General features: G+C 36.4%; 11 protein-coding genes. 2 read left to right on the plus strand and 9 right to left on the minus strand.

The window, feature by feature from the left end; all coding sequences use genetic code 11:
• The first annotated feature begins 39 nt into the window (after nucleotides 1-39).
• Nucleotides 40-5,001, plus strand: coding sequence for an ATP-binding sensor histidine kinase (locus AN486_RS08790; RefSeq protein WP_290600207.1), 4,962 nt, complete (start codon nucleotides 40-42; stop codon nucleotides 4,999-5,001).
• Nucleotides 5,002-5,047: 46 nt separating this feature from the next.
• Here the strand turns inward: AN486_RS08790 and AN486_RS08795 are convergent, their stop codons facing one another.
• From AN486_RS08795 to AN486_RS08835, 9 genes are all read right to left on the minus strand, one after another.
• Nucleotides 5,048-6,094, minus strand: a complete 1,047-nt coding sequence (locus tag AN486_RS08795) for a DUF1611 domain-containing protein (RefSeq protein WP_039202759.1) — start codon at nucleotides 6,092-6,094, stop codon at nucleotides 5,048-5,050.
• Nucleotides 6,078-7,130: a dipeptide epimerase gene (locus AN486_RS08800; protein WP_290600210.1), complete on the minus strand. Its 1,053-nt coding sequence runs from the start codon at nucleotides 7,128-7,130 to the stop codon at nucleotides 6,078-6,080. The genes AN486_RS08795 and AN486_RS08800 overlap by 17 nt, the downstream gene beginning before the upstream one ends.
• Before the next feature lie 50 nt (nucleotides 7,131-7,180).
• Nucleotides 7,181-7,315 carry a DUF4276 family protein gene (locus tag AN486_RS08805; protein WP_290600261.1) on the minus strand — a complete coding sequence of 45 codons (135 nt, stop codon included), beginning with the start codon at nucleotides 7,313-7,315 and terminating at the stop codon, nucleotides 7,181-7,183.
• Entirely contained in the window at nucleotides 7,267-7,983 is a 717-nt protein-coding gene (locus tag AN486_RS08810) for a hypothetical protein (protein WP_290600212.1), read from the minus strand. Before AN486_RS08810 ends, AN486_RS08805 begins: the two co-directional genes overlap by 49 nt.
• Nucleotides 7,970-8,356: a hypothetical protein gene (locus AN486_RS08815; RefSeq protein ID WP_053539013.1), complete on the minus strand. Its 387-nt coding sequence runs from the start codon at nucleotides 8,354-8,356 to the stop codon at nucleotides 7,970-7,972. Before AN486_RS08815 ends, AN486_RS08810 begins: the two co-directional genes overlap by 14 nt.
• On the minus strand, nucleotides 8,349-8,585 hold the full coding sequence (locus tag AN486_RS08820; RefSeq protein ID WP_027400864.1) for a type II toxin-antitoxin system HicA family toxin: 237 nt from the start codon (nucleotides 8,583-8,585) through the stop codon (nucleotides 8,349-8,351). Before AN486_RS08820 ends, AN486_RS08815 begins: the two co-directional genes overlap by 8 nt.
• The gene (locus tag AN486_RS08825; RefSeq protein WP_027400865.1) at nucleotides 8,578-8,802 is read right to left on the minus strand and encodes a type II toxin-antitoxin system HicB family antitoxin; all 225 of its coding nucleotides are present in this window, start codon (nucleotides 8,800-8,802) and stop codon (nucleotides 8,578-8,580) included. Before AN486_RS08825 ends, AN486_RS08820 begins: the two co-directional genes overlap by 8 nt.
• 396 nt (nucleotides 8,803-9,198) lie before the next feature.
• The gene (locus tag AN486_RS08830; RefSeq protein ID WP_027400866.1) at nucleotides 9,199-9,375 is read right to left on the minus strand and encodes a twin-arginine translocase TatA/TatE family subunit; all 177 of its coding nucleotides are present in this window, start codon (nucleotides 9,373-9,375) and stop codon (nucleotides 9,199-9,201) included.
• A 374-nt stretch (nucleotides 9,376-9,749) separates the two neighbouring features.
• Nucleotides 9,750-11,204 (minus strand): serine/threonine-protein kinase, encoded by a 1,455-nt coding sequence (locus AN486_RS08835; protein WP_290600262.1) that lies wholly within the window; start codon nucleotides 11,202-11,204, stop codon nucleotides 9,750-9,752.
• Between the two features lie 388 nt (nucleotides 11,205-11,592).
• On the opposite strand from AN486_RS08835, the gene cbiT reads away from it, so the two are divergent.
• A complete protein-coding gene (gene cbiT, locus AN486_RS08840) occupies nucleotides 11,593-12,195 on the plus strand; it encodes a precorrin-6Y C5,15-methyltransferase subunit CbiT (RefSeq protein WP_290600218.1) in 603 nt (200 codons plus the stop codon).
• Nucleotides 12,196-12,351 lie beyond the last annotated feature (156 nt).

Genomic DNA, 12,351 nt, shown 5'->3' on the forward strand with positions numbered 1-12,351 from the left:
CCCCCACCCCTGAAGATGGAATATCTCTGAAAAAACAAGATGAACAAAAGTAATATCTGTATAGTTACTATTCCTGGGTATACAATTACTGAACTTATTTATGCTAGTAAAAAAACTACAGTTTATCGTGGTCAACAGCAAACAACACAGATTTCAGTTATTATCAAGATTCTCAACGCAGAATATCCCCGGTTGCAGGATTTAATAGCATTTAAAAATCAATTTGCTATTAGTCAACAAATAGATCACCCAAATATTATTAAATGTTATGCCCTAGAAAAATATGGTAATAGTTATGCCATAATCTTAGAAGATTTTAGTGGTATATCGTTGAGTGAATATACCAATTTACAAAAATTAGATATTAACTCTTTTATATCTATTGCGATCGCAATTACTAAAGCATTAGAGTTTTTGTATGCCAAGAAAATTATTCATAAAGACATTAAGCCCAGAAATATTCTAATTAATCCCCAAACTCAGGAAATCAAGCTGATAGATTTTGGTATTTCCTCCCTATTACCTAAAGAAACTGCGGACATCAAAAGCCCGAATGTATTATCAGGGACACTTACCTATATGTCTCCAGAACAAACAGGAAGAATGAATAGAGGCATAGATTACCGTACTGATTTTTATTCTTTAGGAGTAACTTTTTATGAATTACTCACAGGACAATTACCTTTTTATAGTCCAAACCATTTAGAATTGATATATTACCATCTGGCAAAAGAACCTATTAATGCTAGAGAAATTAATCCCCAAATTCCTCAAGTTTTAGCAGATGTCATTACTAAGTTAATGGCAAAAAACCCTGATGATAGATATCAAACAGCTAGAGGAATTATATATGATCTAGAAATATGTCAAAAAATGTTATTAACTGAAGGTGAAATTAATAACTTTGAATTAGCAAAACGAGATATCAGTGATAGGTTTCTGATTCATAACAGACTATATGGTAGAGAACAGGAAATTATTACTTTATTAAAGGCTTTTGAGAACGTCAGTGCTGGTAATAAAGAATTAATGTTAGTGGCAGGTTTTTCTGGGATTGGTAAAACTGCTGTCGTTAATGAAGTTCATAAACCAATTGTGCGGGAAAAAGGTTATTTTATCTCTGGTAAATATGATCAATTTCAGCGAAATATTCCCTTTTCTGCATTAGTGCAAGCATTTCGCAGTCTCATGAGACAACTGCTAACTGAAAATACAGTACAGTTACAAGAGTGGAAGATTCAGATATTATCAGCTTTGGGAGAACAAGCACAGGTAATTATTGATGTCATTCCTGAACTAGAAAATATTATTGGTCAGCAATCACCAGTTCCTGAACTGACGGGAAATGCTTCAGAAAATCGCTTTAATTTATTATTTAGTAAGTTTATTCAGGTATTTGCCACAGGTGAACATCCATTAGTCATTTTCTTAGATGATTTACAATGGGCTGATATAGCTTCTTTAAAATTAATAAAATTATTAATGTGTGAAAAATACACAAAATATTTATTATTAATTGGAGCATATCGAGATAATGAAGTCAATCCGGGACATCCTTTAATCACAACTTTAGATGATATTCGTCAAGAAAATATCACAATTAATCAGATTATTTTGCAAGCTTTAGATAAATCTCATATTAGACTATTAGTTACAGATACTCTATCTTGTCCGAAATTACATAACCAAGACCTAACAGAACTACTTTTAAGAACCACTCAAGGTAATCCATTTTTTACCAATCAGTTACTTAAATCATTACATGAAGATGGATTAATTACTTTTAATTTTAGCCTTGGTTATTGGCAGTGTGATATAAATGCAGCCAAAGCTTTATATCATAATGATGATATTGTTAATTTTCTCAAAATCCAATTACAAAAATTACCTAAAAATACTCAAGATATTTTAAAAATAGCTGCTTGTATTGGCAACCAATTTGATTTATCTACCCTGGCTATAGTTTGTGAAAAATCCCAAATACAAATAGCGGCTGAATTATGGGATGCTTTGCAAGAAGAACTGATTATTCCCCAAAATGAAGCATATAAATTTTTTACGGGCGAAGAATCAGTATTTGATGTTTTTAACTTAAATTTCCCGGTTAATAACACTGAATCAATTTTCGCTAAATATAAATTTTTTCATGACCAAATATATATGTCTCAAATGCAACTACAAAGAGCAATAGAGACAGGGTTGAATTTAGTCAACTTGCTGGGAGTAAATTTAGAAAAAACACCTCCACAAAACTTAAATGTTGATGATTTAATCAATTTACCAGAGATGATAGCTACTGATAAACTTGCGGTGATGCGGATTTTAACTAATCTGACTGCTGCTAGTTATTTTGTTGATCCAGAATTATTCCCAGTTATTATCTTTACCATGATCAATCTATCAGTAAAATATGGCAATTCTCCATTTTCTGCTCCTGGATATGTGAATTATGGGGTGATACTCTGCGGTTTTGTTGCTGATATTGAAACTGGATATCGTTATGGTGAATTGGCTTTAAATATATTAGATAAATTTGATGGTAGAACAGTTAAATGTCGAGTTATGCTAATGTGGGCTTGCAATGTCCTATTTTGGAAAAAACATCTCAAAACAGTAGTAAGTAGCTTACAAGAAGCCTTACAAAGCGGAATAGAAACTGGAGATTTAGAATATTCTGGTTACTGCTCGTCAATGTATAACATGAATATGATTTTCAGTGGTGAAAACTTATCCTATGTATTTGAGCAGTTAAAAAGTCATATACTTTTAATGTATAGCTTGAAGCAAGAAGGTAGTGTTTTACTACATAAGCTATGGTATCAGCTAGTTTTTAATCTTGCAGAAATTAATGAAACCAAACAAACATTTGATGGTGAGTTATTTGATGAATCTCAAATATTACCAATTTTGATCGCATCTAAAGCATCAACTGTAATATTTTCATTATATTTAGCAAAAACTATATTTTATTACTTCTCTGGTTTGACCAGTATTGCTGTTGAGAATGGGATTCAAGGTGAAGCTTATTTAGAATGTGTAGTGGGACAAGTTACTACGAGTCAATATAATTTTTATTATTCTTTATCTCTTTTAGCTGAATATGATCAGCAGTCTGTGAGTGGACAAAAACAATATTTAGAAAAGGTTTTATCCAATCAAGAGAAAATGAAAAATTGGGCTGTTCATGCACCCATGAACTTTCAACATAAATATGAATTAATAGAAGCAGAAAAAGCGAGAGTGTTAGGAAACAATTGGCAAGCAATAGAGCTTTATGACCAAGCAATTATTGGAGCTAAAAAACACAAATATCTTCATGAAGAAGCACTAGCTAATGAACTAGCAGCTAAATTTTACCTGAGCTTTAATAAAGAGAAAATTGCTAAAACTTATTTAATAGATGCTTATTATTGTTATGCTAATTGGGGAGCTAGGGCTAAAATTGAGAGTTTAGAAACAACCTATCCTCATTTGCTTGAACCTATTATTAATCAAACTAAAACTAAATTAACAGCCGGTGAAGTAAGTACACTTATTAGTAAACCTAGTTTGACAGGTGTTTCTGCATTATTAGATTTAGGAACTGTGACTAAAGCATCCTTAGCCATTGCTTCGGAAATTCAGATAGATAAGTTATTATATACTCTCATGCAGGTAATATCAGAGAATGTTGCCGCCAATAAATCTGCATTAATTTTGCAAAAAGAGGGAAATTTAATATTAGTAGCTCAATGTATGAATGAACATGAATGTAAATTTTCTACTACACCAATTAACGATAGCCAAGATTTACCATCAAGTATTATTAATTATGTAGCAAATATGCAAGAATATTTATTAATTAGTGATGCTACAAATGATCAGGATTTTGCCAATGATTCATACATTATTCAGCATCAATCTAAATCCATATTATGCAATCCTATTTTGAATAAAGGGCAATTAGTTGGTATTATTTATTTAGAAAATAATCTAACTGTGGGTGCTTTCACTATTGACAGATTAAGAATATTAAATCTCCTATCTTCTCAAGCTGCTATTTCCCTAGAAAATGCCCAACTCTATAGTAATTTAGAAGAAAAAGTCACTCAAAGAACTCAGGAACTCAATGAAAAAAATCTGCACTTAGAACAAACATTGAATGAATTAAAAGCCACACAATCACAATTAATTCAAACGGAGAAAATGTCCAGTTTAGGACAAATGGTTGCGGGTATTGCCCATGAAATTAATAACCCCGTCAATTTTATCTATGCGAATATTGAACACGCTAGTAATTATACTGAATCTATTATCAATTTACTGAATATATATCAACAAGAATATTCTAGTCACTCAGCTACTATTGAAAAATATAAACAAGACAATGATTTTGATTTTGTTATTCAAGATTTACCTAGAATTCTTGATTCAATGACGGTAGGTTCAGAACGGATTCGGAAGATTATTTTAAGTTTACGTAATTTTTCCCGTCTTGACGAGTCCGAAATGAAACCTGTAGATATCCATGAGGGAATTGATAGTACATTAATGATTTTAGAAACTCGATTCCAAGAAAAGTTAGGCTATTCTAGCAATGTAGTCATTAAAAATTATGGTAATCTTCCCTTAGTCCAATGTTATGCTTCTCAACTAAATCAGGTATTTATGAATATCATTAGTAATGCCATTGATGTTCTCAAACAGCGTGAAAAAAGTTTATCTACCGCAGAACTCAAGAATAATCCTAACCAGATCATTATTCGCACTCAAATCATTAATAATAATTGGGTACAAATTGCCATTAAAGATAATGGTATGGGGATAAATCCCGAAATTAAACAACGCATATTTGATCCTTTTTTCACCACCAAACCTGTAGGAGAAGGTACAGGTTTAGGACTATCAATCAGTTATCAAATTATCGTAGATAAACACAGTGGTAAATTAGATTGTATCTCTGCACCCGGAAAAGGAACAGAATTTATCATTGAAATTCCCATAAAACTCCACCAACCATAAAACGCCTACTCTCCGCGCCTCTGCGCCTCTGCGTGCAAAAAAATATTCAACTCTGCATAACAGCATCTAATAATAACCCAGCCCCAAACCGAACAGGATCTGTACAAGGTAACTTAGTTTCTGCTATAATTTGAGCGATCGCATTTTTCGCCTCCACTTCCCCCAAATTCCGAGTATTCAACGCAATTCCCACCACAGGAACAGGACGAAAAGCCCCCGCACCACTAGCAACAATTTCATACATCCGAATCACCTCAGATAACGCTGGAATTGGTATATGAGGATTATTACGGTTATGGGTTTGTCCTGCTTGATGCACCAATATTAAATGTGTAGGCTGAGAACCGCGAATTAACGGTAAAGTAGCCGTTGAGCCAGGGTGTAAAAGAGAACCTTGCCCCTCAATTTGCAAAATGTCGTAATGTTGACCAAAACGCATGACCAACTGTTCCACCGCACCCGCAGCAAAATCCACCCGCACAGCGTCTAAAGCCACCCCTTCCCCTTCCAACATTAACCCAGTTTGACCAGTAGCCAAAAACTTAGAACGGATACCCTGCAACTTAGCCACCCGGTGTAATTCCAGACTGGTAGACATTTTACCAATAGCCATATCCGTTCCCACCGTCAACACCCGCCGACAGGGCAGAGTTTGCGCCATTGCCGAGGCTACATCTAAATTAGCTGGTTCTTTGCGGACATCCCAAATTAATTGTCCTGGTTTCAGGAGGGCATTTAACTCCGGTATATTTGCCATTGGTGTATGTAACCCATTTACCAAAGACATTCCCGCCTTGAGGGCATCTTTGATATCCAGCCAATAATCATCAGGAACAGCACCACCTTTAGGTGCAATCCCAATTACTAGAACTTCCGGTTTATACTGTAAAGCTGCTGTCACAGATGCCACAATTGGCGCATCTCGCTGAATACCTGTTAACTCGACTAAAGACTTACCTACAGATTCTCTATCAATCACCGCCACAATGGGGGACTCGCTGTAGCGTAAAATTGACAACCCTGTTTTTCCTTGAACTCCAGTAATTCCCTCATGAAGAAGAATTGCTATTTTTTGATTAAGCGACAGACGCACAGTGTTTCACTCCCAAACCAGGTAAATTATTCGGCAAAACTCGCCCATTTTCTACCACTGCACCAGTAAAAGGATCATCAATTAGATTTAAGTGACTATCTAAATCCAAATAATCAGCCAGTGGTGCAAGTTGTAAAGCGGCGGTATTAGCTAGACAACTATCAGAATAACAGCCAAACATGATTTGTAAATTATGGGCTTTGGCTGTATGCACCATCCGCATGGCTTCAGTGATTCCCCCAGATTTCATTAATTTGATATTAATGCCATCAACATGATTAGCTAATTGGGGAATATCCGCACTGGTAAAGCAACTTTCATCTACAAAAATTGGTAAGGGGGAATGTTTTTTTAACTGGGCTAAATTTGCTTCTTCACCCCTTGCTAATGGCTGTTCTACATACTTTATTCCCAAATCAGCCAACCAATTACACATATTTACAGCATCGGTTAAATTCCAACCTCCGTTAGCATCAACAAGTATATCTTTTCCGTCCGCTTCTTCCCGTACCGCTAAGAGCATTTTTTGATCTGCTTCTATTCCCTCGGTTGAACCTAATTTGACTTTTAACAACTGCACATCCATAAATTGTAACCAGTCTCCCGTCCTTGCCCTTGCACCTGCTGGGGAGTTAATGCCAATTGTTACCGATGTTGGCACTATAACATTTTTATCCAGTCCCCACAGTTGCCACAATGGCAAATTCACACGCTTACCCAACCAATCATGTAATGCCATATCCACAGCCGCTTTGACTGCGGACGGAATTTGCATTTGTTCTAATAGTGCCTCAATTTCCTGCCGTTGCCAAGGGCTATACTTTTGTAAAGTAGGTATGATTTGCTGCAAGTTTTCCTGGATTTTCTCCGTAGATTGCCTATGGTTGCCTACGCCAAAAGGAGATGCTTCTCCCCAACCTGTAATTCCTTCTGCGGTAATTTGTAACCAGATATTTGTTGTTTGTGCTGTTGTCCCGCGACTAATTGTGAGGGGAAATCGTTTGTTAACGGTAAAGGTTTGAAAATTGATTTGCATAAATATATTCAATGGGGAATATGTATTTTACATGGAGTTGGAATTGTCAGCTACTTGATATTTTCCAGTCTTGTTAACCATTTATCGAAATGCTGACACTGTTTACGTATTGTATCCAATCCGATATCCATAGCAATTAAAGAACCATGTAACGGTTTATCATATCCAGGACAACATCGAAGAATACGTTTAGAACTGGACGTAGATAAATATTATCATTAATAGGAGCAGCTTGTTTTACATAGGCACTGTCGCTGGTATCATGAAAATGATAAACCCGCCATTGCTGCATGGCAGATAATATATATTTATCCATTTTTGTACCAGTACCAGTAAAAGCCTGAGTTTCAAAATGACCACTACCTATTAGTGCTTGCGATCGCATTTTTGACTTACCACTACTCCAGCCAAATGACTCTTTAGAAAACATCAGACGGTTATCTTGAGTAGGTTCAAGGGTGGCAAGGTATCTATTATTGCCAAAATATAGTTCAATCTCTAATTGTTCAGTTGTTTTTCGACCAAAATGCAATATTGTATCTGGTCCACCTTGACGACTAACAAAAACTTGCAAATGTCCATCAAGTATCTCTTGAACCATGCGAAAAAAGCTGATAAAATTGGATTTTCCTGCGCCATTGCAGCCAATGAGTATATTGAGTTGAGTAAGTTCAAGATTACATTCTGCAATAGATTTAAAGCCCTTCAAAACAATCCTTGATAGTTGTTTTTCACTAATCAACTTTGCCAGAGTAATTTTTTCCTCGGTCATATTAATAATCTGACGGGATGACATATTTTCTCCTTGTTTCTGTTTTTGTAACTCTAAAATCCGTTGTTTAGCTAAGTTCAAAATCTCTTGATGATTTATTTTTTGATTCTTTTGTCTCTTGTAATTCTAACCTTTCAACTAGATAACTATAAAGTTCTAACCATTTTTCACGATTCTCTAGCTTTTTTAACAAATCATCACCAGCCTTTAAAGTATCAAAAGCAAATTGATAATTTCCCTGTTCACAATGATGATAAAAAGCATCAATATAATCTGTTAAATCATCTTCCCAATCCCAATCTTCCAGCCAATCACCTTCTATATCATCAACATAAAGATGAATATAATCTGAGCCATAGGTTTCTTTATCTAGCTGCAACTGTTGGGATGCTTCTAGATACTTTTCATCTACCTCGGAAGTTGACTGATTATAAATACTTACATTCTTAGTCATCTTTATTTATTTCTTCTTCTGTGTTCTCAACTGCAAAAGCTTCAATAGCAGTAAAAACTTGTTGTACTGTTTTCGGATGTAGAATCTTACCTGAATGAAAAGGAATCACTACTCTAACATTTTCTCGAAAATAAATTCTGTGACTACCTTTGCTTCTCATTTCTATAAAACCAGCATTTAATAGTAATTTTTCAGATTCTTTGGCAGTTAGTCGCGGCAGTTTAGGCAACTTTCACCTCCAAAGTCATAGTTAATATGTCTTTGTGCTGAAGTGCTTGTTTCTCAAATTCTGATAATGTTTCTATATATAATTCAACAGCTTCTTTGATATTTGCTTGTACTGTTTCTAATGAATCACCTTCAGATTGACATCCAGGAAGTTCAGGACAATAAGCATAATAGCCATGTTCATCTTTTTCAATGACAATACTAACTTTATAGGACATAAGTAACTTCTATTTGATGATTAATGACTGACTATTATATCATAGTTCATTATTTTGCATATCTATAGGAATCCGGTTTGATTCCTGATAGCGTTCACGCAGTGTGCCGTTCGCGGTAGCGTGCCGGAGGCATCAGGCATAGCGTGGCGTTAGCCATATTTTCCTACGTAGGAAGGCAAGAGGCAATCATGCAAGAGGTAAGAGGATTCAAGAATATAAAGGTGTACCGAGTTCCGTTCAAAAATCAAATAGGAGTCCTATAGCACAGGTTGGCGGAAATAAGATAACTATTAAAAGCTCGGAAATTGGTTGATTACAAGGCTTGAAAATGGTTCATTTACTTAAGCTGCACGGTACTAGTTAAAGATATTTATTCTGGGAAATAATTTGTTTTTCTTAATCGAAGTTTTCTTTGTCTGAATGATCATCTTCATTAGATTTTTTCATTCCTTCTTGTAAATTTCTGAGACTTTTTCCCAAGACTCCTCCCAACTCAGGAATTTTCTTCGGTCCAAAAATCAAAATAGCAACTATGGCAATAATCCCTACTTCCGGCCAGCCTAATCCAAACATGATAATTTTCCTCTTGAGTCACTGTAATTATACTAAAAACGGGTGAGATTTAAACTTTTGCCAAATGACAAAGAACCCAGATGTGTAGGGGTAAAGCAAAAGCTTATTGGTGTCAACTTAACGTAAAACATCTATCCCGCAAATCCCGCAAAGAACTCAAGTCGTCTCATTCCCAGTCAGAGACTGGGAATGAATTCTAGAAGGCTCTGCCTTCAATAATATTAGAGGCAGAGCCTCATCAACTGCATTCCTAGTCAGAGACTAGGAACGAGATGTGGTAGGGATTTGAGCTTAAGTTGACACCAATGAAGCTCTTGCTTTACCCCTACGTTTAGAATCAAACAGTCAAGCCGTTTTGAGTATAACTATAGAATTTATTCTGTTATAATTGGCATATTTAACCACTGACTTAATTCCCTGGCTAACCATTCCAGTTGTCCTACCGATTTGATCGGAAAATTATTAACACTAAACTCAAATTTTTCTACCCCTGCCCAAATTACCAATTTTGCAGGTACTTGAGTTTTATTCCCGTCTGAGTCTTTAGTAAAATATTGGGGTGTATAAACCAGTTTATTAATACTTTCTCTGGAAACTGAACGACAACGGGGGATTTTCCATTTCCCTAACTGGTGATTAAGAGAAATTTGTTGCTGATCTATATGTATGCTGACACCACCAAATAAGCCGTATACTATACCGTAAATCATCGAAAAACCTACACCCCAAAAAGGTAGGGAGAACAACGCAAAGGGTATATTACCGGGAAAAGGTGCAGAAAGAGCGCCAATAGTCCAAACTAAGATAAATAAATTCCAAAATATGGCAAAAAAACCCATAAACACCATTGAGGATTGAAAGCCAACGGGAGGAATAGTAATGTCTAAAGCATCTTCATTTTTTGTGAGTTGAACTTTACTACCCGCTGGTTTGTCCTGCTGCTGCTGTTGTTTGAGAGTCCAATTATTCTTATCCCAATACCAATCACCTCGTGTTAATTCTAATGGGATGATTTCTCTGGAAAAATCCTTTTGTAAAACAGACAAAGCTTCACTTGCAGAACTCAAGCGTTTTTCTAAACTAATTTGTGTCATCCACTTTAGCCAGTTGGTTAAACTGGGACTCAGGTTAGTTGCTTGCTCAAACTGAATGCAAAAATCCTTTTGGGGTAAATCTGCTGGGTGAGTCCCCGTTACCAAATATATCAGAGTTGCACCTAAACTATAAAGGTCAGAAGCGGGAACGGTACGCCCTCCAAACTGTTCCTGTGGCATATAACCGTAAGTACCAACAACAGTTCTTGTCCCTCCTTCTGCTGCTAGGACGGTCTGGACTGAACCAAAATCTATTAAATAAACTGAACCAACGCTATTACCAGAGCGCTCTCCCAATAAAATATTGCTAGGCTTAAGATCACGGTGGATAACTGGTGGATTTAAATTATGTAAATATATAAGAATCTCCAAAACGGATGAAGCGATTTCTTTAACTTCAATTTCTGTAAATTTTCTCCCAGTTTGTAAATATTGCTCTAGAGTTTGGGCTGGTATATAAGTTTGGACAAGGGCAAATCCTTGATATTTAGAGGAATTTACTTCAAAATAGTCTAAGTAGGCAGGAATCTGAGAATGTGATAAAGACTTTAAGATTTGGGCTTCTCTCTCAAACAACTTGAGATCATCCCATTCAAAATCACTACTGAAAGCAAGTAACTTGACAATTACCGATTTTCCAGTTACTAAATCAGTAGCGAGGAAAGTCCTTCTGCCAGCTTTTTTGCCTAGCTGTTGTTGAACTTCGTAGCGATTAGCTAATATTTCCCTGTTCATCATTGCAGTTTCCTGATGTCACTTGTCAGTATTAGGTAGGTTGGCGTTGAAAATTGTCGTTATAGCAAGGCAAGAGGCAAGAGTAAGGAAGTTTTCAGCGATTTTACGTTTCTTTACACAGTTTGGTTTTATTGTGTTCACCTACTTAGGGTTTGCTGGTAGCGTAGCGTGGCGTTAGCCATACTCCTGAATGGGCGCAGGCCCTGCGCCCCTACCTCCTGATAGCGCAGCGTGGTGTTAGCCATACTTCTGATAGCGCAGCGTGGCGTTGGTCATACTTCTAGCCCTCACAGATAACTTTTTCAGCAAACTCTACTTAATACCAAAATTATCGTCCCTATTTCCAATTGTTAAATTTTAATTGTTAATTGTTAATTGTTAATTGCTTATGCCTTCCCCACTTTGGCCTTACATCACCCCAGGTATTCCCGACGAATTATTTGAGAATTTACCAGGTATTCCTCTGAGTCAGCGAGAATTAAGATTGTTGTTGATTTCCCAATTACGACTACAAGCTGATTCGGTATTGTGGGATATTGGTGCAGGAACAGGTACAATTCCTATAGAGGTAGGTTTATTGTGTCCCCAAGGACGGGTAATTGCTATCGAAAGGGACGAGGATGTTGCTAATCTAATTAGACGCAACTGCGATCGCTTTGAAGTCAAAAATGTCGAAGTCATTGAAGGTAGCGCTCCAGAATGCTTAGACCAAATCAAGTCAGCACCTGATCGCATCTGCATTGAGGGAGGAAAAGCCATACAGGATATTGTCCAAGCTGCATGGCAGTATTTACCAACATCTGGTCGAGTGGTCGCCACTGCTGCTAATCTAGAAAATCTGTATACCATTTCTCAAAGCTTTTCTCAGTTAAGAGTTAGGAATATTGAAGTTGTCCAATCAGCAGTTAATCGCTTAGAAACACGGGGCTATTCTCAAACATTTGTAGCAGCCGATCCCATTTTCATTCTCAGTGGTGAGAAACTAGAGTGAACTACTCCGCCGTAAAACGGACGGAGCTTCCCAATTCATCGGGAATAGCCGCTAGAACTCCATAGTTCTATGGGTCTGACATTCCCTCCAAGGGCAGGAGTCCTGATTCCCAAGACCCAAATCTTTCTCTGGCGACACTTACCTATCAGCTTGGTT

It is taken from the genome of Anabaena sp. AL93 (assembly GCF_001672085.1).
Classification (GTDB): domain Bacteria; phylum Cyanobacteriota; class Cyanobacteriia; order Cyanobacteriales; family Nostocaceae; genus Dolichospermum; species Dolichospermum heterosporum.

Excerpts from the sequence above, each read along its gene's own strand:
- AN486_RS08790 (WP_290600207.1), top strand. The coding sequence starts at position 40 with ATGAACAAAAGTAATATCTGTATAGTTACTATTCCTGGGTATACAATT.
- cbiT (WP_290600218.1), top strand. The coding sequence starts at position 11,593 with ATGCCTTCCCCACTTTGGCCTTACATCACCCCAGGTATTCCCGACGAA.
- AN486_RS08825 (WP_027400865.1), bottom strand. The coding sequence starts at position 8,802 with ATGTCCTATAAAGTTAGTATTGTCATTGAAAAAGATGAACATGGCTAT.
- AN486_RS08815 (WP_053539013.1), bottom strand. The coding sequence starts at position 8,356 with ATGACTAAGAATGTAAGTATTTATAATCAGTCAACTTCCGAGGTAGAT.
- AN486_RS08830 (WP_027400866.1), bottom strand. The coding sequence starts at position 9,375 with ATGTTTGGATTAGGCTGGCCGGAAGTAGGGATTATTGCCATAGTTGCT.
- AN486_RS08800 (WP_290600210.1), bottom strand. The coding sequence starts at position 7,130 with ATGCAAATCAATTTTCAAACCTTTACCGTTAACAAACGATTTCCCCTC.
- AN486_RS08835 (WP_290600262.1), bottom strand. The coding sequence starts at position 11,204 with ATGAACAGGGAAATATTAGCTAATCGCTACGAAGTTCAACAACAGCTA.